This window comes from Streptomyces sp. NBC_01003, from assembly GCF_045162695.1.
Classification (GTDB): Bacteria; Actinomycetota; Actinomycetes; order Streptomycetales; family Streptomycetaceae; genus Streptomyces.
In genome coordinates, this window is the sequence record NZ_CP108707.1 from 6871995 (window position 1) to 6893242 (window position 21248).

General features: G+C 70.3%; 21 protein-coding genes, 1 tRNA gene and 1 pseudogene. 11 read left to right on the forward strand and 12 right to left on the reverse strand.

The annotated features are described in order from the left end of the window. Positions 1 to 72 precede the first annotated feature (72 nt). Both OG698_RS31280 and OG698_RS31285 read left to right on the forward strand, forming a co-directional pair. Positions 73 to 1221, forward strand: a complete 1149-nt coding sequence (locus OG698_RS31280; protein WP_406106974.1) for a DUF475 domain-containing protein — start codon at positions 73 to 75, stop codon at positions 1219 to 1221. 99 nt (positions 1222 to 1320) lie between these two features. After that, entirely contained in the window at positions 1321 to 2061 is a 741-nt protein-coding gene (locus OG698_RS31285) for a Tellurium resistance (RefSeq protein ID WP_100591942.1), read from the forward strand. Positions 2062 to 2141: 80 nt separating this feature from the next. Here the strand turns inward: OG698_RS31285 and OG698_RS31290 are convergent, their stop codons facing one another. Beyond that, the gene (locus OG698_RS31290) at positions 2142 to 3071 is read right to left on the reverse strand and encodes a TerD family protein (protein ID WP_406106976.1); all 930 of its coding nucleotides are present in this window, start codon (positions 3069 to 3071) and stop codon (positions 2142 to 2144) included. A 186-nt stretch (positions 3072 to 3257) separates the two neighbouring features. Here OG698_RS31290 and OG698_RS31295 point away from each other — a divergent pair, with 186 nt between their 5' ends. The 3 genes from OG698_RS31295 to OG698_RS31305 are packed head-to-tail and all read left to right on the forward strand — an operon-like array spanning position 3258 to position 7770. Further along, entirely contained in the window at positions 3258 to 4424 is a 1167-nt protein-coding gene (locus OG698_RS31295) for an HpcH/HpaI aldolase/citrate lyase family protein (RefSeq protein WP_406106978.1), read from the forward strand. Positions 4425 to 4438: 14 nt separating this feature from the next. Further along, positions 4439 to 6940: a phosphoribosyltransferase gene (locus OG698_RS31300; RefSeq protein ID WP_406106980.1), complete on the forward strand. Its 2502-nt coding sequence runs from the start codon at positions 4439 to 4441 to the stop codon at positions 6938 to 6940. Next, complete coding sequence (locus OG698_RS31305) at positions 6937 to 7770, forward strand: HAD family hydrolase (protein WP_406106981.1); 834 nt, start codon at positions 6937 to 6939, stop codon at positions 7768 to 7770. Before OG698_RS31300 ends, OG698_RS31305 begins: the two co-directional genes overlap by 4 nt. A gap of 13 nt (positions 7771 to 7783) precedes the next feature. On the opposite strand, the gene OG698_RS31310 is transcribed toward OG698_RS31305, so the two are convergent. From OG698_RS31310 to OG698_RS31340, 7 genes are all read right to left on the reverse strand, one after another. Further along, positions 7784 to 8005 carry a zinc ribbon domain-containing protein gene (locus OG698_RS31310; protein ID WP_326775924.1) on the reverse strand — a complete coding sequence of 74 codons (222 nt, stop codon included), beginning with the start codon at positions 8003 to 8005 and terminating at the stop codon, positions 7784 to 7786. 33 nt (positions 8006 to 8038) lie between these two features. Next, positions 8039 to 9031: a sugar kinase gene (locus OG698_RS31315; RefSeq protein WP_406106983.1), complete on the reverse strand. Its 993-nt coding sequence runs from the start codon at positions 9029 to 9031 to the stop codon at positions 8039 to 8041. Then, positions 9028 to 9648 (reverse strand): bifunctional 4-hydroxy-2-oxoglutarate aldolase/2-dehydro-3-deoxy-phosphogluconate aldolase, encoded by a 621-nt coding sequence (locus tag OG698_RS31320; protein WP_406106984.1) that lies wholly within the window; start codon positions 9646 to 9648, stop codon positions 9028 to 9030. The genes OG698_RS31315 and OG698_RS31320 overlap by 4 nt, the downstream gene beginning before the upstream one ends. Positions 9649 to 9703: 55 nt before the next feature. Continuing rightward, positions 9704 to 10849: a galactonate dehydratase gene (dgoD, locus tag OG698_RS31325; protein ID WP_406106986.1), complete on the reverse strand. Its 1146-nt coding sequence runs from the start codon at positions 10847 to 10849 to the stop codon at positions 9704 to 9706. Positions 10850 to 10897: 48 nt separating this feature from the next. Then, positions 10898 to 11689 (reverse strand): FadR/GntR family transcriptional regulator, encoded by a 792-nt coding sequence (locus OG698_RS31330; protein ID WP_406106988.1) that lies wholly within the window; start codon positions 11687 to 11689, stop codon positions 10898 to 10900. 25 nt (positions 11690 to 11714) lie between these two features. Next, positions 11715 to 12380, reverse strand: a complete 666-nt coding sequence (locus OG698_RS31335) for a DUF4383 domain-containing protein (RefSeq protein ID WP_406106989.1) — start codon at positions 12378 to 12380, stop codon at positions 11715 to 11717. A 98-nt stretch (positions 12381 to 12478) separates the two neighbouring features. Next, positions 12479 to 13819, reverse strand: a complete 1341-nt coding sequence (locus tag OG698_RS31340) for a hypothetical protein (protein WP_406106991.1) — start codon at positions 13817 to 13819, stop codon at positions 12479 to 12481. A gap of 215 nt (positions 13820 to 14034) precedes the next feature. On the opposite strand from OG698_RS31340, the gene OG698_RS31345 reads away from it, so the two are divergent. Continuing rightward, positions 14035 to 14106, forward strand: a tRNA-Val gene (locus OG698_RS31345). Between the two features lie 71 nt (positions 14107 to 14177). On the opposite strand, the pseudogene OG698_RS31350 reads toward OG698_RS31345, so the two are convergent. Next, positions 14178 to 14411 (reverse strand): annotated as a pseudogene (locus tag OG698_RS31350) (site-specific integrase); the annotation flags it as partial. Between the two features lie 1397 nt (positions 14412 to 15808). On the opposite strand from OG698_RS31350, the gene OG698_RS31355 reads away from it, so the two are divergent. The 3 genes from OG698_RS31355 (at position 15809) to OG698_RS31365 (ending at position 18350) form a co-directional block, all read left to right on the forward strand. Beyond that, a complete protein-coding gene (locus tag OG698_RS31355) occupies positions 15809 to 16372 on the forward strand; it encodes a hypothetical protein (protein WP_406106992.1) in 564 nt (187 codons plus the stop codon). Positions 16373 to 17375: 1003 nt separating this feature from the next. Then, entirely contained in the window at positions 17376 to 17660 is a 285-nt protein-coding gene (locus OG698_RS31360; protein WP_406106994.1) for a hypothetical protein, read from the forward strand. A 525-nt stretch (positions 17661 to 18185) separates the two neighbouring features. Next, on the forward strand, positions 18186 to 18350 hold the full coding sequence (locus OG698_RS31365; RefSeq protein WP_165914432.1) for a hypothetical protein: 165 nt from the start codon (positions 18186 to 18188) through the stop codon (positions 18348 to 18350). Between the two features lie 31 nt (positions 18351 to 18381). Here the strand turns inward: OG698_RS31365 and OG698_RS31370 are convergent, their stop codons facing one another. Beyond that, a complete protein-coding gene (locus OG698_RS31370; RefSeq protein ID WP_406106996.1) occupies positions 18382 to 18720 on the reverse strand; it encodes a hypothetical protein in 339 nt (112 codons plus the stop codon). A 130-nt stretch (positions 18721 to 18850) separates the two neighbouring features. Here OG698_RS31370 and OG698_RS31375 point away from each other — a divergent pair, with 130 nt between their 5' ends. After that, complete coding sequence (locus OG698_RS31375; RefSeq protein WP_100591958.1) at positions 18851 to 19093, forward strand: DUF2277 domain-containing protein; 243 nt, start codon at positions 18851 to 18853, stop codon at positions 19091 to 19093. A 52-nt stretch (positions 19094 to 19145) separates the two neighbouring features. Here OG698_RS31375 and OG698_RS31380 read toward each other — a convergent pair whose 3' ends face one another. Further along, positions 19146 to 19772, reverse strand: coding sequence for a DedA family protein (locus OG698_RS31380; protein ID WP_406106998.1), 627 nt, complete (start codon positions 19770 to 19772; stop codon positions 19146 to 19148). A 262-nt stretch (positions 19773 to 20034) separates the two neighbouring features. Here OG698_RS31380 and OG698_RS31385 point away from each other — a divergent pair, with 262 nt between their 5' ends. After that, the gene (locus OG698_RS31385; protein ID WP_406107000.1) at positions 20035 to 20670 is read left to right on the forward strand and encodes a superoxide dismutase family protein; all 636 of its coding nucleotides are present in this window, start codon (positions 20035 to 20037) and stop codon (positions 20668 to 20670) included. Between the two features lie 99 nt (positions 20671 to 20769). Here the strand turns inward: OG698_RS31385 and OG698_RS31390 are convergent, their stop codons facing one another. Beyond that, on the reverse strand, positions 20770 to 21237 hold the full coding sequence (locus OG698_RS31390; RefSeq protein WP_406107001.1) for a DoxX family protein: 468 nt from the start codon (positions 21235 to 21237) through the stop codon (positions 20770 to 20772). Positions 21238 to 21248: the final 11 nt, after the last annotated feature.

Consider the following 21248-nt stretch of genomic DNA (forward strand, 5'->3'; position numbering starts at 1 on the left):
GCCGTGCGCGGAGCGGGGGAGCCCCGTCCTACCGGCGCGGGGGAGACCCGTACACACCTGATGGGGTAGCCAGTGGTTTTGAAAACCTTCGGCTGGTCGTTCGCAATTACTGCGCTCGGCCTGGTCGCGGCTGTGTTCTACGACGGATGGACAGCATTCGGGGTCGTCGCGATCCTTGCCGTTCTCGAGATCTCGCTGTCCTTCGACAACGCGGTGATCAATGCCGGAATCCTGAAGAAGATGAATGCCTTCTGGCAGAAGATCTTCCTGACGGTCGGTGTGCTGATCGCCGTCTTCGGTATGCGACTGGTCTTCCCCGTCGTGATCGTCGCGGTCAGTGCCAAGCTCGGCCCCATCGAGGCGGTCAAGCTCGCGCTCAACGACAAGGACAAGTACCAGCAGCTGGTGACCGACGCGCACCCGTCGATCGCCGCGTTCGGTGGCATGTTCCTGTTGATGATCTTCCTCGACTTCGTCTTCGAGGAGCGGGACGTCCAGTGGCTGCGCTGGATCGAGCGTCCGCTCGCCAAGCTCGGCAAGGTCGACATGCTGTCGGTCTGCATCGCGATGATCGTGCTCCTGATCTCCTCGTTCACCGTGGCCACGCACGCCCACCAGCACGGCGGCGTCCATGTGGACAAGGCAGAGACGGTGCTCATCTCCGGCATCGCCGGTCTGATCACGTATCTCATCGTGGGCGGGCTCTCCGGCTTCTTCGAGAACCGCCTGGAGGAGGAAGAGGAGCGTGAGCACGAGGCTGAGGAAGAGGCCAGGAAGAGCGGAAAGGCCGCGCCGGCCATAGTGATGGCGGGCAAGGCCGCGTTCTTCATGTTCCTCTACCTTGAGGTCCTGGACGCGTCGTTCTCCTTCGACGGCGTCATCGGCGCCTTCGCCATCACCAACGACATCGTGCTGATGGCTCTCGGCCTCGGCATCGGTGCCATGTACGTCCGTTCGCTCACGGTCTACCTGGTCCGCCAGGGCACCCTGGACGACTACGTGTACCTGGAGCACGGCGCGCATTACGCGATCGGCGCCCTCGCCGTGATCCTCATGATCACGATCCAGTACGAGATCCACGAGGTCATCACGGGCATGATCGGCGTCATCCTGATCGCCTGGTCGTTCTGGTCGTCGGTGCGCCGCAACTCGCGAATCGCGGCCGCTGAGGGAAAAGCGACGGCCTCGGGCGAGAAGACTGAGGTTTCGTCCGGGCTCTGATCCTGGAACGCTGTGAGCGGGGCGGTCTGCGAGGAGAACTCCTCACCGGCCGCCCCGTCGGCGTAACTGGACCACGAAACATGGGCACTTGGGGGCGAAATGTCCTTCTGGGACGGACTGTGGCGGGGGCGTGCGGCGGATTTCGAGTCGGGCAGCGCCGCGTCGAACTCCATCGAACTCACCAAGCGGCACCCGGTCGTCTCGCTCACCAAACAGGGGGCGGCCACCGGAAATCTGCGTATCAACCTGTCCTGGCGGATGCGGACTTCGGACATCGGCGGCCCGGAACGCGAGAGCCTGCTGAGGCACCCCTTCAAGCTGTTCAAGCCCGATGTGGTGCAGGCCCATACGCAGAGCATGGTCAATGTGGACCTCGACCTCGGCTGTCTGTATGAGCTGACCGACGGGGAGAAGGGCGTGGTCCAGCCGCTCGGCAGCTTCTTCGGCGCGCTCAACGCGCCGCCGTACGTGAAGCTCAGCGGGGACGACCGCTTCGGCTCGGCGTCGGGTGAGACGATCTACGTCAATCTCGACCATCGCGAGTCCATCAAGCGACTGCTTGTCTTCGTCTACATCTACGACCAGACACCGGCGTTCGACCGTACGCACGCCCACGTCACGCTCTACCCGAGCAACGGTCCGCGCGTCGAGATCAGTCTCGACGAGCGCGCCCCGCAGGCCCGCTCCTGCGCCGTCGTCACGATCGAGAACGTCAAGGGTGAGCTGATCGTGCGACGCGAGGTGAAGTTCGTGTACGGGTTCCAGGCCGAGCTGGACCGGCTGTACGGGTGGGGCCTTCAGTGGGGCCGGGGGTACAAGTCCAAGGTCGGGGAGCGCTAGGGCATCTCCGGCAGATCAGACGCCGGGGCCCTGTTCCGTCGCCCGATCCGGCCCCGAGTCGCCCGGGGCCGGTCGTGGGCTCAGCGTGAGATGAACTGCGGGCCCTGCGGCGGCAGGGCGAAGTTCGGGTCGGGCAGCGGCTGCACCGGCTGCGGATAGCCGTACGCGGGCTCCGTCGTCGGCACCGGCATCACCAGCGGCGCGGGCTGCGTGGGCGCCGCTGGCGGGTACCCGTACGAGGGCTGGGAGACGGGCTGGGGCGCGGGCTGAGGGAGCGACGCGGCGATGGGCTGCTGCGTGGGCGCCTGCGGATACCCGTAGCCCGAACCCGCATCCGACCCCGAGCCTGATCCCCAATCCGACCCCGACCCCATGAACGAGGTGTCGGGGGCCGGAGGCGGGAACGACGGCTCGGCGGCCGGCATCGGGCCCGGAGGCGACGACGCCTGAAGGTCCGGCGCCGGCTCCGACTCGTCCACCGAGATGCCGAAATCGGTCGCCAGGCCGACCAGACCGTTCGAGTAGCCCTCGCCCAGGGCCCGGAACTTCCAGCCCTCACCGCGCCGGTACAGCTCGCCGCAGATCAGCGCCGTCTCGGCGCCCGTCTCCGGCTTCACGTCGAAGCGGGCGAGGGGCTCGCCCTCCGCGGCCGCGGCGTCGTAGATCAGGATCCGCAGGGCGGGTACACGGTCGAAAGGGACGTCGTCCGCCGAGGCGACGAGGAGGACGCGGCCGACCTCGGGGCCGAGGCCCGCCAGGTCCGACTGGATCGTGTCGGTGAGTCCGTCGGCGACGCGCTTCTTGCCGAGCCGCCAGACCTTGCCCGAGGGGTGCCGGGGCTGGTTGTAGAAGACGAAGTCCTCGTCGGACCGTACGCGACCGTCGGGGCCGAGGAGCAGCGCCGAGGCGTCGACGTCGGGCACGCCCTGGCCGGTGGCCCAGCGCAGCACGGCGCGGACCGCCGTGGCCTCGAGCGGGACGTTCGACCCCTTCAGCATCGCGTGCGTCATGCGGTCATCCTGCCTTCCCTGTCCTGGCCAGGACAACGCGGGGGCCCGAGACTGTGGGACGAGGGACATACTCGACATGGGTGGGTTACCTGAATTTCATGCCCGATGGGAACCCTTGACATGGATCCCTACGTACTATTACCGGCCACTTAAATTCGGGCCAGAGCGGCACGACGGGGGAGTCTCATGCGTCATTTCGGGCATATCGCCCCTGAGGTGCGGCAGCACCTGTTCCACCGGGAGCCCGGTGACTTCACCGCGGACTCGTCGCCCCGCATGCTCGCGGCGGCCCTCGGAGCCACGCTCTACAGCCCGGCCACGCGGCCGCGCCTCGCCGACGACGTCCTCAAGCAGGCGGGCCGGGGTGTCGTCTCGATGGTGCTGTGCCTGGAGGACTCGATCGACGACGCGGAGGTTGCGGACGCCGAGGAGAACCTGGTCGGGCAGTTCGCCGACCTCGCGGCCCGGCCGGACGCGCAGCCTCCGCTGCTGTTCGTCCGTGTCCGCGCCGCCGGACAGATCACCGACCTCGTCCGTCGCCTCGGCCCCGCCGCGCGACTGCTGTCCGGATTCGTACTGCCGAAGTTCACCGAGGAGCGGGGCGTGCCGTTCCTGGAGGCGCTCTCCTCCGCCGAGGCGGCCACCGGACGGCGCCTCTTCGCGATGCCCGTCCTGGAGTCGCCCGAGCTCCTGCACCTGGAGACGCGGGGCGAGACCCTCGCCGGGATCGCCCGTACCGTAGACAAGTACCGCGACCGCGTCCTGGCCCTGCGCCTCGGCGTGACCGACTTCTGCTCCGCGTACGGGCTGCGCAGGCCGCCGGACATGACCGCGTACGACGTCCAGATCGTGGCCTCCGTGATCGGGGACGTGGTCAATCTGCTCGGCCGGGCCGACGGCACCGGCTTCACCGTGACCGGGCCCGTCTGGGAGTACTTCCGTCACCAGGAGCGGATGTTCAAGCCGCAGCTGCGCCGCAGCCCCTTCCTGGAGAGCCGGGCCGTCGAGCTGCGCCAGGCCCTCATCGAGCACGACATGGACGGCCTGCTGCGCGAGATCGAGCTGGACCGGGCCAACGGCCTGCTCGGCAAGACCTGTATCCACCCCTCGCACGTGATGCCCGTGCACGCGCTGTCCGTGGTCAGTCACGAGGAGTACGGCGACGCCCAGGACATCCTGCGGCCCGAGCGCGGTGGCGGTGGCGTCCTCAGATCCGCGTACACGAACAAGATGAATGAAGTGAAGCCGCACCGGGCCTGGGCCGAGCGGACCCTCCAGCGGGCGGAGGTCTTCGGCGTCGCCCGTGAGGACGTCGGCTTCGTGGAGCTGCTCAACGCCGGCCTGCCCGCGTGACGAGCGCGCGAGTCATGATGAAAGCAACGAAAAGGGGCGAAGTGGTCTGGTCGGGGACATGGGTCGCACAGCGGCTCGGGGTCGAGCTCGTCGGTGACGAGGAGATATCCGGGCTGCTGGGCCTTGCCCTGCGCCGCAATCCCAAGCGGGCCCATCTGCTCGTGTCGAACGTCCTCGGCAAGCACGTGCCCCAGTCGCCGGCCGTGGTCTGGCGTGCCGGGTACGACCTCGGTCTGCGGGTGCGCGAGCTGCTCGGCGACGACGCGGCGCGGCAGGCGGTCGTGCTCGGATACGCCGAGACGGCGACGGGTCTCGGGCACTCCGTCGCCGACGGCCTGGGCCTCGCGCCCTATCTGCACTCGACGCGGCGCCCCGTCGACGGGGTGGCGCGCGCGGGCGGCTTCGAGGAGTCCCACTCGCACGCCACCTCGCATCTGCTGCTGCCGGAGGACCCCCGGCTGCTCGCGGGCGACGGGGCGCTCGTCCTCGTCGACGACGAGTTCTCCACGGGCAATACGGTCCTCAACACGATCCGCGCCCTGCACGAGCGCTACCCGCGCGGGCACTACGTCATCGTCGCCCTCGTCGACATGCGTTCGCCCGACGACCGGGGCCGCCTGGCCGACTTCGCCCGTGAGATCGGCGCCCGCGTCGACCTGGTCGCGTCGGCGTCCGGCACCGTCAAGCTCCCCGACGGCGTCCTCGCCAAGGGGCAGGCGCTCGTCGCCCACCACGAGTCCCTCGCCGAGACCCCGACGGAGCGCACAGGGCCGGGCGGCGAGCCGCCCACAGAGCCGGGCAGTGAGCCGGGCAGCGTGACCCGCGTGGACCTCGGCTGGCCCGCGTCCGTGCCCGACGGAGGCCGGCACGGCTTCACGCCGGAGCACCGCGCGGCGCTCGACGCGGCGCTCCCCGCGATGGCCGCCCGCCTGAGCGCGCCCCTGGGGGACGCCCGCCGCGTACTCGTCCTCGGTTTCGAGGAGCTGATGTACGCGCCGCTCGCCCTGGCCCGCGAGGTCGAGAAGAGCACGCGGGCGCAGGTGCGCTACTCCACCACGACCCGTTCGCCGGTCCTCGCCGTCGACGACCCCGGCTACGCGATCCGTACGCGACTCGTCTTCCCCGCCCACGACGACCCGGCCGACGGGCCGGGCGAGCGCTACGCGTACAACGTCGTGGGCGGTGACTTCGACGCGATCGTCGCCGTCGTCGACTCCACCGCGGACACGCCCCAACTGCACGCCCCGGACGGCCTTTTGGCGCGACTCGCCGAGCACACCCCGCGCGTGCTGCTCGCCGTCGTGCCTTCCTACGTCCCCCAGGGGACCGCCCCCGAAAGGCCCCTCGTGTCCCCCACGCTCCCCGAGCCCCTCCGCGGCCCCGCCTTCTCCTCGTACGCGCCCGACGAGGTCGGCTGGCTGCTCCAGGACCTCTCGGACGTCGAGCTGGAGGCGCCGACCGAGGAGCGCGAGGAGGCGATACAGGGCGGTGGCGCGCACTACGCCGAGTCGCTGCCCGTCGAGTACCAGCCGAGCGCCGAGTACCAGGCGCTGTTCCAGTCCGCCCTCGAGGTCTCGGCCGCGCGGATCGCGCAGGCGGTCGGCGTCGTGACCGAGACCGTGCTCGCGGAACGGTCCCCGCGTCCCGTGCTCGTCTCGCTCGCCCGCGCCGGGACGCCCGTCGGCGTGCTGATGCGCCGCTGGGCGCAGGCGCGGCGCGGCCTCGACCTGCCGCACTACGCCGTTTCGATCGTCCGCGGCCGCGGCATCGACGCGAACGCGCTGCGCTGGCTCGCCGCCCACCACGACCCGGCCGATGTCGTCTTCGTCGACGGCTGGACCGGCAAGGGCGCGATCACCCGCGAACTGGCCGAAGCACTCAAGACCCATCAGCGAAATGAGGGCGGCCCCGGGTTCGACCCGGAGATCGCGGTGCTCGCCGACCCCGGGTCCTGCGTGCGTACCTACGGCACCCGCGAGGACTTCCTCATCCCGTCCGCGTGCCTCAACTCGACGGTCTCCGGGCTGATATCGCGTACGGTGCTGCGCGCCGACCTCGTCGGGCCGAACGACTTCCACGGCGGCAAGTTCTACCGCGAGCTCGCGGAGGCGGATGTCTCGACGCACTTCCTCGACACCGTCGAGGCCTGCTTCGACGAGGTCGCCGACGCCGTGGACGCCCAGGTCAAGGAGATGCTCTCCGCCGACCGCGCGCCCACCTGGGAGGGCTGGGCGGCCGTCGAGCGGATCAGTGAGGAGTACGAGATCCACGACGTGAACCTGGTGAAGCCCGGCGTCGGCGAGACGACCCGCGTGCTGCTGCGCCGTGTCCCGTGGAAGATACTCGCCCGCACCGGCGCCGGCGCCGACCTCGACCACGTACGCCTGCTCGCCGAGCAGCGCGGGGTACCGGTCGAGGAGGTCGCCGAACTCCCCTACACCTGCGTCGGGTTGATCCACCCGAAGTACACGCGGGGCGCCACCGGCGCGGACGGCAAGGCGGTGGCCGCGAAGTGAGCGCCACGCCCGTCACCCTGGTCGCCAGTGACCTCGACCGCACCCTGATCTACTCCGCCGCAGCCCTCGGCCTGACCGTGCCCGACGCGCAGGCGCCGCGCCTGCTGTGCGTCGAGGTCTACGAGGGCAAGCCCCTCTCCTACGTCACCGAGGACGCGGCCGAGCTGCTCGGCGAACTCGGCCGCAGCGCTCTCTTCGTCCCGACCACGACCCGCACCCGTGAGCAGTACGGGCGCATCCATCTCCCGGGCCCCGCACCGCAGTTCGCGATCTGCGCCAACGGCGGTCACCTGCTGGTGGACGGCGTTTCCGACCCGGACTGGCGGGCCGCTGTCGACGAGCGGCTGGCCGCGGAGTGCGCGCCGCTCGACGAGGTGAGGGCGCATCTGGTGCGGACGGCCGACCCGGCGTGGCTCCTGAAGGAGCGCGTCGCCGAGGGCCTCTTCGCGTATCTCGTGGTCGAGCGGTCCCTGCTCCCGGAGGGCTGGGTCAAAGAACTCGCGGTCTGGGCGGAGCGCCGCGGCTGGACGGTCTCCCTCCAGGGCCGAAAGATCTACGCCGTGCCGAAGCCGCTCACCAAGAGCGCGGCCATGCACGAGGTGGCCCGCCGCTCCGGCGCCGACCTCACGCTCGCGGCCGGCGACTCCCTGCTCGACGCGGACCTGCTCCTCGCGGCCGACCACGCCTGGCGCCCCGGCCACGGCGAGCTGGCGGACGCGGGCTGGACGGCGCCGCACGTCATGGCCCTGGAGGACCGGGGCGTCGCGGCGGGCGAGACGATCCTGCGGGAGCTGGTCGAGAGGGTCCGGCAGCCGCGTACGTACCCCTGAGGGACCCGTACGTTCACCCGCAGCAACCCCCGCCGCAGCAGCCCCCGCCTCCGCCGCCGGCGGGGCGGGCCGGTGCGGCGGCCGATGTCGTGCCGCCCACGGCGACGGTCGACAGCAGCTTCACCGTGTCGTCGTGGCCGGCGGGGCAGTCCGCGGGGGCCGAGGACTCGGCCATGGGGCGGCTCAGTTCGAACGTGTCGCCGCAGGTCCGGCAGCGGTACTCGTAGCGTGGCATGGGCACAGGTTAGCTGGCCGTGCCCCGCGGGCGTCAGCGTACGACCGTGCCTCGGCCCGCCCCGAGCAGCCCGAGTTCCGCCCGTGTGGGTGCCCCCTCCCAGTCGCCCGGCTGCGCGACCGCGAAGGCGCCCGTCGTCACCGCCCGGTCGAGGCGCCCGGCGGTGTCCTCGCCGTCGAGGAGCGCGGAGAGATAGCCGGCGACGAAGGCGTCACCGGCCCCGACCGCGTCCACGGCGCGCACCGGCCGCGCCGGGACACGTAGCTCACCGTCGGCCGAGTGGGCGATCGCCCCGTCGGCGCCGAGCTTGACGACGACCTCGCGCACCCCGAGATCGAGGAGGTCCTTGACCGGGTCGGGCCCGGGCGCCGCGCACAGCGGCAGCTCGTCGTCGGAGGCGATGAGGACATCGACGTACGGCATCCAGTCGCGCAGTTCCGCGGCAGCCGCCTCCGAACTCCACAGCCGGGAGCGGTAGTTGGCGTCCAGGCTGACCGGAACGCTGTGTTCGCGGGCGAGCCGCAGGGCGCGCCGGCACGCGTCGCGCGCGGAGGTGCTGAGCGCGGGCGTGATCCCCGTCAGATGCAGGACGCGGGGCGGCGGACCCGCGGCGAAGGCCCGCTCGACGCGGTCGGCGTCGAGCCGCGAACCCGCCGAGCCCGCACGGTAGTACTGCACCCGCGTCACCTCGGGCAGCCGCGGCTCGAACAGGATCAGACCCGTAGGGGCGCCGGTGTCACGGGTGACACAGGATGTGTCGACGCCCTCGGCGCGCAGCGTGCGCAGGACCAGTTCGCCCGCCTCGTCGGCGCCGACCGCGCCCGCCCAGCGGACGCTGTGGCCGAGCCGGGTGAGACCGATGGCGACGTTCGACTCGGCGCCCGCCACGGACAGGTCCATCGAGCCGCCCAGCTTGAACGGACCGTGGCCGCGCAGCGCGACCATGGTCTCGCCGAAGGTGAGTACGTCGATGGGGGAGGCGGGGGCCCCGGCTGGAGCGGGGCTCGCCGAACTCGGCGTCGTCATCCGCACACCGCCTTGAACTCGGTCGCCCGCTTGCGCAGTTGACCCAGGTCCCCGCCGTCCGCCGCGTCGCCGATGAGGGGTGAGCCGACCCCGACCGCGATGGCGCCGTTCTCCAGATAGGCGGTCGCCGCCGCTGCGTCGACCCCGCCCACCGGCACGAACGGCGTTCGGGGGAACGGCCCCCGCAGCGCCTTCAGGTACGACGGGCCGCCCATCGCCGATGCCGGGAAGATCTTCAGGGCCGTCGCCCTGGACGCCTCGGCCGCGATGACGTCGGTCGGCGTGAGTACCCCGGCGAGCACGGGCAGGCCCTGCCGCAGCGACTCGTCGACCCCGGCGCCCAGCCCGGGCGTCACAATGAGGTTCGCCCCGGCGGCGGCAGCCTCGCGGGCGGCCTCGGCGGTCAGCACCGTGCCGGCACCGAGCCAGACGTCGTCGCCGAGCTCGGCCCGCGCCCTGCGGATCACGTCGAGGGCGTCACGGCCGCTGAGGGACACCTCCACCAGCGGGATTCCGGCCTCGGCCAGGGCCATGACCGTACGGAACGACGCGTCGGCGTCGCTTCCCCGGACGATCGCCACGAGGCGCTCGGCGCGCAGTGCGGTAGTGAAGTCCATCGTGCTCCTCCTCGGTTCCTTTCATGGTTGGGCGTTTCGTAGGGCGTTTCATGGGTCACCACTCGGCGAACGAGCCGTCCTCGTACCGCCACAGGGGGTTGCGCCAGGCGTGGCCCTTGGCGTCGGCCGCGCGTACGGCCGCCTCGTCGATGTCCACGCCGAGGCCGGGCCGTTCCGTGCGCAGCAGCGAGCCCGCGACGAAGCGGAACGGCTCGCGGTCGGATACGTAGTCGAGGAGCTCGGCGTCCTTGTTGTAGTGGATGCCGATCGACTGCTCCTGGATGAGGAAGTTCGGTGTGGTGAAGGCGACCTGGAGGCTCGCGGCGAGGGCCACGGGCCCGAGCGGGCAGTGCGGCGCGATGTGGGCCCCGTACATCTCGGCGAGCGCGGCGATGCGGCGCAGCTCGGAGATGCCGCCCGCGTGCGAGATGTCGGGCTGCACCACGGCGACGCCTGCCTGGAGCGGGGCGAGGAACTCCCGTCGGGTGAACAGCCGTTCGCCGAGCGCGATCGGGATGTTGGAGGCGTTCACCAGATCGGGGACGGCCTGCATGTGGTCGGAGAGGACGGGTTCCTCGACGAACAGGGGCGCGTACTCGGCGAGCAGGGGGAGCAGCCGGCGGGCGTTCGCGGGGGAGACGCGGCCGTGGAAGTCGAGCGCGAAATCCCGTTCGTCGCCCAGGACTTCACGGGCGGTCTCCGCGCGCAGCAGGCACGCGCGGACCTCCTCGCGGGTGGCGAGCGGCGTCATGCGCCCGGTGGCGTTCATCTTCACCGCCGTGAACCCGGCCTCGACCTGGGCGCTGACCGCGTCCCTGACCTCGCTCGGCTCGTCACCGCCCACCCAGGCGTACGCCCGGATCCGCTCACGCACCGGCCCGCCGAGCAACTGGTGCACCGGCTGCCCGTACGTCTTGCCCTTGATGTCCCACAGGGCCTGGTCGAGCCCGGCGACGGCGGACGACAGGACCGGCCCGCCGCGGTAGAAACCGCCCTTGGTCATGACCTGCCAGTGGTCCTCGATGCGCAGCGGGTCCTGGCCGACCAGGTACTCGGCGAGCACCTCGACGGCTGCCCGCACGGGCTCCGCACGCCCCTCGACGACGGGCTCACCCCAGCCGACGACCCCTTCGTCGGTCTCCACGCGGACGAACATCCAGCGGGGCGGGGCGAGGAAGGTCTCGATGCGGGCGATCTTCACGTAGGGGTTCCTCTCGGGGTGTTACGGGGGTGGGGCGGCGGCGAGGTGTCAGGGATGGCCGCGCCGGGACAGTTCGATCACGTCGAGCATCGCCGCGAACGCGCCGTCCTGGTCGCGCGCGCGGACGCGGTCGGCGACCAGGGCGTGGGCGGGCAGTGGGTGTTCGTGCCGTCCGGCGTGCACGAGCCGGTCCCGTACGACCAGGGCCGGGATGATGACGCGCCGCATCTGCGCGAAGAAGGGGTTGCCGGAGGCGGTGAGGAGCGCCGTGTGGAAGGAGGCGTCGGCGCGCACGGCGAGAACGGGGTCGCTGTCGGTCATGACGGGATCGGCGGTCACGGGTGTCTGCTCGGCGGCGGCCATCGCGCTGAGTGCGGCGTCGAGGGCGGCGAGATCCTCGTCCGTGCGGTGCAGCGCGGCGAGCGCGGCCGCGGCGGGTTCGACGGCGCGGCGCAGCTCGAGGAGATCGGTGAAGAAGGCGCCGGGCGCGCCGGAGTCGATCGTCCAGCGCAGCACATCGCTGTCGAGAAGGTTCCAGTCGTCGCGCGGGCGTATGAACGTCCCCCGCTTCTGCCGGGCGTCCAGGAGACCCTTGGTGGTCAGCACCTTGATCGCCTCGCGCAGCACGGTCTGGCTGACGTCCAGCTCGGCCATCAGCCCCGGCAGATCGAGGAGATCCCCCTCCGCGTACGTCCCGTCGAAGATCCGCCGGGCGAGCGCCTCCACGACGATCCGGTGGACGCCGCGCCCGGTGTACGAGACCCCTGACGTGCTGTCCCGGCTCGGGCTGTCCGTGCGCGGGCTCTCCGTACGAGAGCTGCCCCTGTCCTTGCGCGTCATGGGGGCAGCCTCGCACGTGGACGGGTTATTTATCAATTATTCTCGGCGGTCCGGGACCATCGGTGATTTTGGTGGTCTCGGTGGCGCCGGAGACCTCGGTGGCACCGGGGGCCTTCGTCGCCTCGAGGGTGGGGTGCGGATGCCGGGCGGCGCGGGCGCGGTCCTCGTGGGCGGCGGTTACCGGGTGGCGCGCGCGCCAGTACGGGTTGTCGTGTGGCAGCGTTCCGCTGACGCGCCCGTACATCCCGAAGGCCATGAGCATCACGCCGACCACGAAGCTGAACAGTACGTTCTGGATCTTGAACGCGAGGAAGTTGTAGTCGGTCTGGAGCAGGGCGAGGTTCACGAAGCCGCTGAGGATGAACAGGATGCCGACGGTCATGTTGATCGTCGAGGCGACGTTCCGTCCGATGACCATGCCGACGAACAACAGAGCGCCGAAAAGGATCGACAGGACGCTGAGGGCACCGTTGGTGTTCAGGCCGGTGACCTTGTCGCCGCCGGTGTCGAAGAATCCGATCTGGTCGATGAGGCCCAGGATGCCGAAGGCGACCAGCACGAGCCCCATCAGGCCCGCGCCTATCCGGTAGACCTTGCTGAGTCCGTGGTCGACGGGCAGATGATCGTCGAGAACGACACGCGGATGCCGGAGCCGGGGGGCTGGGCGAATTTCGGGTACATGCGTGGCCATGATCGCCTCCTTTGCACGTACGTACCTCAAGGATCCGCCCGTAGCCCCGAGGGCGCCAACAGGGACGGGGCCCGGAGGCCAGGCAGGAGCGCGGCAGTTCAGGAGGGGGCGCCGCGGTCCTCCCTGATCTGCGCGACGACGCGGGCGACCGTCTGCCGGACGGCCTCCGTCTCCGTGAGGAAGTGCCAGTAATCGGGGTGGCGGCCCTCAAGAGCGGCGACGGCGCGGTCGAGGCGGGCCACGGAGTCGTCGAGGGGGCGGGCGTGCCGCGGCTCGGGCGTGCTGCGTCCCGACATGGCGAGCCGCTGCGCGTCGCGGATGGCGAACCGCGTCCGGTCGATCTCCTGCTGCGGGTCCTTCGCCACGGCGTTCAGCCGGTGCAGCCGGTCGGAGGCGGCGGACACGTCCTCGTCCGTCGTGTTCAGCAGGGCCCGCACCGTCGACAGGAGCGACGTCGCGTCCGGCCAGCGCTGCTCGTCCCGCGCCGCACGCGCCTCGGCCAGCTTCCGCTCCGCCTGCCGTACGTTCTCCGCGGCGCGCTCCGGCACATGCTGGAGGTCCTGCCAGCACTGGGCCGAGAACCGTCTGCGCAGCTCGCTCAGGACGGGCTCGACCTGCCCGGCCCGCGTGGTCAGGGCCTGCGCGCGCGTCCGCAGTGAGACGAGGCGGCGGTCGATCTCGGCGGCGCGCTCCGGCAGCCGCTGGGCCTCGGCCCGCACGGCTTCCGCATCCCGCGCGACCCGCTCGGCGCGCTCCAGGGTCTCCGGCACGCCGTGCCGGCCCGCGCCCTGGTTGAGCCGGGTGAGCTCGGGGCCGAGGGCGGCGAGGCGGGCGGCGAGATCGTCGGCCTTGAGCCCGGCGCCGCGCACGGCGTCCAGTGAGTTGCTCGCCGCAAGGAGCGCCTGCCGCGCCCGCTCGACGGCGGGGGCCAGCCGCGCCAGCTGCGTCTCGGCCTTCCCGAGCAGCGGCCCGAGGCCCTGCGAGAACCGGTCGAGGTCCAGCTTCACCTTGCTCAGCTCGTCCTTGGCGCGGCTGAGCTCGGCGCGTGCCCGCGAGGCGACCGAGGCCTCCAGGTCGTCCCGGTCGAGGTCGTGCGCGTCCACCGCGGTGATGTACTGCAGGCTGGCCTCGTCGATGCGCCGGCCGAGGGCCTCGAAGTCGGAGACGGTGCGGCGCGCGGCGGGCGAGTCGTCGACGGCCGTGATGGTCTCGATGGAGATCCGCAGATCGCGCTGGGCGGTGTCGAGTTCGTAGAACGCGGCCGCGGCGGCGTCCTTGGCGGCCTGCGCCTCCGCCCGCTGGCCCTCCCCGCGCCCGAACCAGCGCCGGGTGCCGCCCCCGGCGAACGCGGCCGGCGCCGCAGCGACGACTACGGCGACGAGAGGCAGCGGAAGCAGGACGAGCCCGAGCAGATCGCGAAGCGCGGCGCGCGGTCGCATGGACGACGCATACGGCCGCATCGGTGGTGTCGCCGTCACTACCCTCTCCCGTGCTGCCCTCGGCCGTGCACTCATCCGCCCTGCCCGCTGTCATTCTCCCACCGGTTAATGACGAACACACGGGCCGGATAGTTCGCTCTGGGCCCCGGGACTTTGCCGGACGATACGGGTTTGCGGGGTACCGCCACGGGCAAGGTAGGCTGTCGAATCATCCCGGGCGCGTAGCTCAGTGGTAGAGCGCTGCCCTTACAAGGCAGATGTCGGCGGTTCGAAACCGTCCGCGCCCACCTGGGAAAAGACCCCCGGCCGTTTACGGTCGGGGGTCTTTGACATCCAGGGCTCACATCAACGCCCATGGTCACTCACGGTCGAGCCGCCGCCTGAGCAGCCGATCCATGTGGCTGACAGCCTCGCGCTGCGTGTCCTGCTCGACGTGCGTGCACACGTTCATCGTGACCGCGATCTGACTGTGTCCGAGGACCTCCATCACGACGCGGGGCGCCACGCCTGCAGCGGTTGGCAGGGTCTCGGTGCCGTGCCGGGCGTCATGCAGCCGGATCACACACAGGCCGGCGTTCGCGGCGACACGGGACTCATCAGGCACCACGGGTCTCGATCCGCAAGACTGAGACCAGCAGGAACACCCGGCGCCTGGAGCCACCCGCACATGCCGGCGCGGCTACTACGCGCTAGAACCATTAACGTGGCGGAGCACTGGGATAGCCCAACTAGTTTAGGAAAATGAATTTAGCCAAATGGGGTTAGACCGGGGGGTTTGGCTACAGTCTCCGACTGCTGAAGGGCCTCCAGTGCCTCGTGTGTGGAGTTACCGAAGCGGGTCCGGCCGAGTATCAGACGGTCAGGCCTGTTTCGCTTCAGCTCTAGCCTGGGGGCGTTACTGATTCGATCGTCGAATGGCAGAGATCAAGGCGGCTCGCATTTGCTGCGACAGCAGAAATGGCACGTAGAGTCGCCTTATTCATGCTGTCGCCACGGCGTATGGAAGTGAATCGGCCCGCGTCCTGATGAATTGGCCAAGGGGTCAATTGAATGTTTCGAAATCCCTCTCGCGTCGAGGAAGCGACCGGTGCATGTAGTGTCGCCTTCAACTTTGAGAACGGCGAAGGAACCTGCCGCGGCGCCACTGTTGCGGCAGATTTTAATCCGCTCCCGTCCCCGCCGGAGGCGCACATTGGTATGTTGCGTCCGGCAACGGCCGCAGCGCCGGAATTTCAGGCCTAACGGTAACCAGATTTTCCAATGAGTGGGCACCTCATAGGCAACTGAAGTTGCTGGGGAGGGTCGGCTCACCGCTCATCCGCAGCAGGTCAGAGGGGTCAGAGGGGTCTGGTTGTAGTCACGGGAATATCCTGCCCGCTTCATCAATCAACCCAGGAGTTGCTCAGCAATGCTCCCAAAGTGAATGTGGTCAGGCTAATGCTCGCCACTGGTGTTTGCAACCCTAGATGCACCCGTGGAGTGGCTGAGCTAGCCTGCTGTTGTCCGGACTGACACTCCTCCAGTCGCCGAGTTGAAGCGCAGGCAAAGGAGAGTTTCATGCGAAGGAAAGCAGCACTCGGTGCCGCCGCAATAGCCGCACTCATCGGAGGAATTACCGCCGGCTCGGTGGGGTCGGCCTCCGCTGTCCCGAATGAATCATGTCAGGTCGCCGGAGGGACCCTGACAGGCGCGGGTTTCGCTCCCAACGGAACATTCACCGTTTCGCCCGGAGGGATGAGCGTGCCTTCCTCTTCTGACGGCCGTATCACGACGGCTGTCACAGGCGCAGGGCCTTTCTCTGTAGGTTCCGCGTCCTGTGCGGGAGGAGGGGATTCCGCAGGAAGCGCAGCTGGGGCGTCCGCTGTCGCAGCAGCCGGAACGAGCGCAGCAAAAGCGGCCATAAGTGGAGGCGCCTCCCCGGCGCAGGCGAGGGCGCAGGCCACAGCCGCTGCACAAGCCAAGGCGCAGAGCCTCGGTCTGCCGGCAACGGTGGTCAACCAGACAATCAACCAAATCAACCAAATAATTGATTCAACAATCAACGGGAATGTTAGTCAGGGCAATGCCTCGGGTGGCGGGACCACGGGCCAGCCCACGGGCCAGCCCACGGGCACGGGCACCGGTACGGGCACCGGCACGGGTACGGGCACCGGCACGGGTACGGGCACCGGCACGGGCACCGGCACCGGCACCGGCACCGGTACCGGCACGGGCACGGGCACGGGCACGGGCACCGGCACCGGTACCGGCACGGGTACGGGCACCGGCACGGGTACGGGTACGGGCACCGGTACGGGCACCGGCACCGGCACCGGCACCGGTACGGGTACGGGCACCAGCACCGGCACGGGCACGGGCACCGGTACGGGTACGGGCACCAGCACCGGCACGGGCACCAGCACGGGTACGGGCACGGGTACGGGCACGGGCACGGGCACCAGCACGGGCACCGGCACCAGCACGGGTACGGGCACCGGCACGGGTACGGGCACCGGCACGGGTACGGGCCAGCCGGGCGCGACCACGCAGCCGGTCGCGCAGACAGTCCAGTAGCCTGCGTCTTGGCAAAAGAAACCCCTGCTCGATGAGCAGGGGTTTCTCCGTTCTCGGAGCATGAGCGCGGGAGCGTGGGGCGCTGCTGGTGACCGAGCCCCAGGTGCCCTGCGGCAGCGCTCCGTTCCTGGGCCGTCTGTGGGCCGTGCGAAGGGGCTCGGCAGTGACCGACTCGACAACCAGTGACAGGTCAGCTACCGAGGCGCACCAGGAACGGGCAGGTCATGGACCCCTGACCGTACTCGTTTCCCCCATGGGGTAGCCGTCAGGCAAGATGGGGCGCTTCTCATCACGTGACTCAGCACCTCGCACCCCGGGCCCGCGTGCCACAGCTGTGCCACATAACGCGGTCAACCACGGTCAACGACGGTTCGTATCAGCCGAGATGCGCTGGTGACGTGCGCGTCCCAGTGTGCGTGACTGATCCGGCGCCTTTGATCCGGCACGGGTTGCGCTCGATCAGTCCGTCGTCGACGGCCGTGTGCAGGATCGCGCGGAGGTACGCCTTGGCGACGCTGGCCGCGCCGACCCCCGCCACAATCAGGTCTGTACGCCGGCGCCGTACCTGCAGGTGGTGATCTCCCGCAGCGGGACCGCGCGGTACGTCGGCAGGATGAATCGGTTGTGTACGCCGGTGTTGCGCTCCCGCGTGGTGGTCGCATAGTCGCGGTCCTTGGACCAGCCCTCCGCGAAGCCACTACGGCATCCTCACCAACCCGGACGTCGGCCCGTACGTCGCGCGCTGCACCGGCTGCCAGGCCCAGTACCCCGGCCCATGGGTCATGCCGCAGGGCGCACGCATGCTTTTCGAGTGGGCGCAGGACCAGGGGCGAGCGTGTGCCACTCCCGCGCCATGTCGGGCGGGGACTCACGGGGAATCGGGGCGCTTGGCGGGCGCGCAACCGGACCCCGGCCCGGGTCAGGAAGGTGCAGGTCACTCGCACGATCACCCCACCTCGCTCCTAAGCGGTGGTCCACACCCGACGGGTGGGATCATCCGTGGATGGCAGACGCTCAACTCCCCCCGGGGTGGACCCTTCAGCAGATCGCCGACGTATCCGGGGACCAAGAGGCTGTTGTCCTGGACCCGAACAGGGCGGTGAAGTGGGTGGCCTTCGACGGAGCCGACGAGGTGCTGCAACCAGAAATCGTGCTCGGGTTCCACGGTCTGTGCCTCGTGAAGCCAGTCCGCGACGACGACTGGTACATGGGCAGCCTGTACGAAGACGGCAGCATCGACTGTTGGACAGCCTACGGCGACCTGTACGAGGCACTACGCGGCCTGTAGGCGCACGGGCCGAGTGTCCGACTGCGCTACAACGACCCCACACCGAGGCGGACGTCCATGGACTCCGGCGAACAGTTCACACAGGTCAAGGACCGTTGAGCCGCAGCCCATCGGGTCGGACGCATTGCTTCGGCACGAAGCGGTCGTGTGCCACAGCCGTGCCACATCGTGCGGTCAACCACGGTCAATGACGGCTGGGCGCAGTCGAGATGGGCCGTTCACCGGGGCTGCCGCTACGGCTGGGGTGACCTGGGCACTCGGCTACCGACCACGTCCGCTCGACGGGCGCACACGCCTGCGTGCGCACGGTCGCGTCCCCCTTGGGTTGGTACGTGCATAGAAGGGGCGTTATGTGTCATGTGAAGGAGTTGTGAAGTGGTCTTCCGTTATGTGGGCTCGGAGGAGCGTGGAATGTCTGCGTGGGGTGGGTGTGTTGCCGTCTCGCGGTGCGCGTGACGTCGTAACTTCCGTCACTCCGCGGGGGTTTCACGCATCCTTCACGTGCATGGACGTAGGCTTCACGTTATGGCCACGACTTCCGAACCCGCGACCGTGCGGCCTGCCGCCGAGGTGAACGAGCAGATACGTGCCCTTTGGCTGCGCGCCGGGGGGCGGTTGAGCGCGGAGGAACGGGTGGAGTACGAGGCGCTCGTGGTCGAGTGGGCCGCCGCCATGCGCGAGGCGGCTTGAGTGTCGCTGGGGGTGATCCGCTGGGGTTCGGTCACTCCGGGGTGTCGGCCTCGTGGGTCCGCTTGAGGCGCATGCGGGCGTCCACCTTGTCCGGGCCCGATATGTCCTTCCAGTAGCGGTGGCACGTCACGAAGACCGCCAGCTCGCGCTCCCGCTGTCGTAGCTTTTCGACCTCTGCCTGCTCGTCCGGGGACCAGCCAGGGGATGCGGGGCGCTCGCGCTTGCGCCAGCCGTGGTCGTCGTTGAACCCGTCGAGGGGGTCCACCGACCAGGGAAGCCGCTTGAGGAGGGTCAGGAGATCCGCCCTGACCTGGTGCAGCTCCTCCTGGCCCGCCAGGAGGTCACTCGGGAAGTCATAGGTCGCTGCCACGCGGCAATGCTACGCCTGTTCGATTTCTTGAGGCGAGCGATGGCGGGCGTGTTCATTCGTACGTGTGTTTCGAACGTAGGTTCTTTGCGAAGGCGTGCGTGGGGGCGGCGGAGCGCGCGAGACTGGAGGCATGTGCCGCAGCATCAAGACCCTTCGCCCGCCCGTCCTCCCCGAAGAGGCCACCGAGGAGGAGATCCGGGCCGCAGCCCTGCAGTACGTGCGCAAGGTGTCCGGCTTCCGGGCGCCCGCCGCGCACAACAAGGAGGTGTTCGACCGGGCCGTCGACGTCGTCGCCCAGGCGACCGCCGAGCTGCTCGACGGGCTCGAAATCCGTGGCCAGGGACGCCAGTTGGCCCAGGAGCCGGCCGCCTAGGCGAGGGGCCGAGCCAGGTCCCGGGGCGAGCCTGGGACGGGCCGCGGGTAGGTCAGCTCGCCCGTTCCGCCGCCGGTCGCCGCATCAGGAACGCCGCTCCCGCCCCCGCCGCGAACAACGCGAGCAGTGACACCCCCGTGGCCAGCCAGCTCGCGCCGAGCCACTGGCCGCCGAAGTAGCCGAGGGCCACGCTGTAGCCCGCCCAGGCCACGCCCGCGAGGGCGGACCACGGCAGGAACTCGCGGACCCGGCGATGAGCCGTGCCCGCCGCGAACGAGACGATCGAGCGGCCCGCCGGGGCGAAGCGGGCGATGACCACGAGGATGCCGCCGCTGGAGCGCGTCAGCGCCCCGCCGAGACGTTCCTGGGCCCTGGTCAGGCGGCGGGAGCGGGCGATCGCGCGGTCGAGACGTTCGCCGCCGCGCCAGGCGATGCGGTACGCGACCAGGTCGCCCAGTACCGACGCCGTGGCCGCCGAGAGGATCAGCGCCAGGATGGACGGCACCTCGGGCGGCACCTGCCCGGCCGCCGTCCCCGTGCCGGCCGCCGCGGCGGTCGCCGCGGTGATGATCAGGACGCCGCTCGGCAGGACGGGCAGGAACACGTCGAGCAGTACCGAGAGGGCCACCACCGCGTAGATCCACGGACCGCCGGTCAGCGACCCCACACTCTCCAGCACCGCGACTCCCCGTGATCCGTGTTCGTGCATTCCCCGGTCAGCGACTGACGCCGCGATGTCGCGGGGAGCGGCAGGGGCGGCTGATGACAGCTGTACAGCGTACGCCTCGGTTGTGGCTGGAGGGTCACCAGGGGCTCAGGTGTTCTCCACATCGTGTTCACCCGGGTGCCGCGTCGCACGCGCGGTACGCCCCGGTAACCCCGTACGAACTACGGAGCGGGAGGACCCGCGAGCGGGAGAGCGTGAGCTGGAGGAGCGGACGATGGCGGCAGGAATCGTGGCGGGAGCGGTGGCGGCGGCCGTGCTCGCGGCCGGCGGCGGGGTGGCCGGCAGCGGGGCGGGCGGCAACGGAATCGCGGGCCACGGGACTGCGGGCGGCTGGTCGGCGGGCCGTGGGGCGGCGGAGCCGGCTCGCTACGGGGTGCGGGAGGCGGCGCGGTTCTCGCCGCCCAACGCCTTCGTGACGTCGCCCGCGGTCACGTACGACATGAAGCTCGTGCCTGCCGGGGCGCGGATCGAGGTCGTTCAGCGTGGCGGGCACGGTCGCATGAGCGTGAGCGTGCGGGTCGAGGGGCTGGCCGCGGGGCGCGCGTACGGCGCGCATGTGCACCAGGGGGAGTGCGGCGGGGATTCGGCCGCGGCGGGCGGGCACTACCAGCACCGCGAGGATCCGGTGCGGCCGTCGAAGGACCCGGCCTATGCGAACCCGGAGAACGAGGTCTGGCTCGACTTCACCACGGACGCGCACGGTGCGGGGGCGGCGACCGCGTGGCAGGGCTGGGAGTTCAGGCCTGGAGGGGCGCGGTCCGTGGTGCTGCACGGGATGCCGGGCGGAGCGGGCGCCCGGATCGCGTGCTTCACGGTGCCGTTCGAGTCGCCGGGTCACCGGGGGAGCTGAGGGGATACCGGCACTCGCGCGCCGGCACCCCCCCATCAAGCAGTCGAGCCATCAAGCAGTCGAGCCATCAAGCAGGCAATGCATCAAGCAGGCAATGCATCAAGCCGCAGCAGGCTCCGGCTCGGACGCCGAAGCCGAAGCGGCCGGCGTCTGAGCCTTGCTCTCGCCGCGTGCCGTGAAGAGCCGGTCGAGGCCGAGTGCCCCGGAGCCGGTGAAGACCAGGAGCAGCATGGCCCAGCAGAACATCGCGGACGGTTCGCCGCCGTTCTGGAGCGGCCACAGGGCCTCCGGCTGGTGGACCTTGAAGTACGCGTAGGCCATCGAGCCGGAGGCTATGAAGGCCGCGGCGCGGGTGCCGAGGCCGAGGGTGACGAGGGCGCCGCCGACGAGCTGGATGACGGCCGCGTACCAGCCGGGCCAGGTGCCGGTGGGGACGGTGCCGCCGCCCATCGCTCCGCCGAGGACGCCGAAGAGCGAGGCGGCGCCGTGGCAGGCGAAGAGCAGGCCCACGATGATGCGGAACAGGCCGAGGGCGTAGGGCTGGGCGCTGTTGAGACGTCCAGTCATAGGGGGACTCC

What these genes read in the sequence shown, in the direction of transcription:
- OG698_RS31290 (WP_406106976.1), bottom strand. Translation starts at nt 3,071, where the DNA reads ATGACGCACGCGATGCTGAAGGGGTCGAACGTCCCGCTCGAGGCCACG.
- OG698_RS31315 (WP_406106983.1), bottom strand. Translation starts at nt 9,031, where the DNA reads ATGACGACGCCGAGTTCGGCGAGCCCCGCTCCAGCCGGGGCCCCCGCC.
- OG698_RS31375 (WP_100591958.1), top strand. Translation starts at nt 18,851, where the DNA reads ATGTGCCGCAGCATCAAGACCCTTCGCCCGCCCGTCCTCCCCGAAGAG.
- OG698_RS31365 (WP_165914432.1), top strand. Translation starts at nt 18,186, where the DNA reads ATGGCCACGACTTCCGAACCCGCGACCGTGCGGCCTGCCGCCGAGGTG.
- OG698_RS31285 (WP_100591942.1), top strand. Translation starts at nt 1,321, where the DNA reads ATGTCCTTCTGGGACGGACTGTGGCGGGGGCGTGCGGCGGATTTCGAG.
- OG698_RS31335 (WP_406106989.1), bottom strand. Translation starts at nt 12,380, where the DNA reads ATGGCCACGCATGTACCCGAAATTCGCCCAGCCCCCCGGCTCCGGCAT.
- OG698_RS31300 (WP_406106980.1), top strand. Translation starts at nt 4,439, where the DNA reads ATGATGAAAGCAACGAAAAGGGGCGAAGTGGTCTGGTCGGGGACATGG.
- OG698_RS31330 (WP_406106988.1), bottom strand. Translation starts at nt 11,689, where the DNA reads ATGACGCGCAAGGACAGGGGCAGCTCTCGTACGGAGAGCCCGCGCACG.
- OG698_RS31295 (WP_406106978.1), top strand. Translation starts at nt 3,258, where the DNA reads ATGCGTCATTTCGGGCATATCGCCCCTGAGGTGCGGCAGCACCTGTTC.
- OG698_RS31360 (WP_406106994.1), top strand. Translation starts at nt 17,376, where the DNA reads ATGGCAGACGCTCAACTCCCCCCGGGGTGGACCCTTCAGCAGATCGCC.
- OG698_RS31320 (WP_406106984.1), bottom strand. Translation starts at nt 9,648, where the DNA reads ATGGACTTCACTACCGCACTGCGCGCCGAGCGCCTCGTGGCGATCGTC.
- OG698_RS31310 (WP_326775924.1), bottom strand. Translation starts at nt 8,005, where the DNA reads ATGCCACGCTACGAGTACCGCTGCCGGACCTGCGGCGACACGTTCGAA.
- OG698_RS31390 (WP_406107001.1), bottom strand. Translation starts at nt 21,237, where the DNA reads ATGACTGGACGTCTCAACAGCGCCCAGCCCTACGCCCTCGGCCTGTTC.
- OG698_RS31385 (WP_406107000.1), top strand. Translation starts at nt 20,035, where the DNA reads ATGGCGGCAGGAATCGTGGCGGGAGCGGTGGCGGCGGCCGTGCTCGCG.
- OG698_RS31340 (WP_406106991.1), bottom strand. Translation starts at nt 13,819, where the DNA reads ATGCGACCGCGCGCCGCGCTTCGCGATCTGCTCGGGCTCGTCCTGCTT.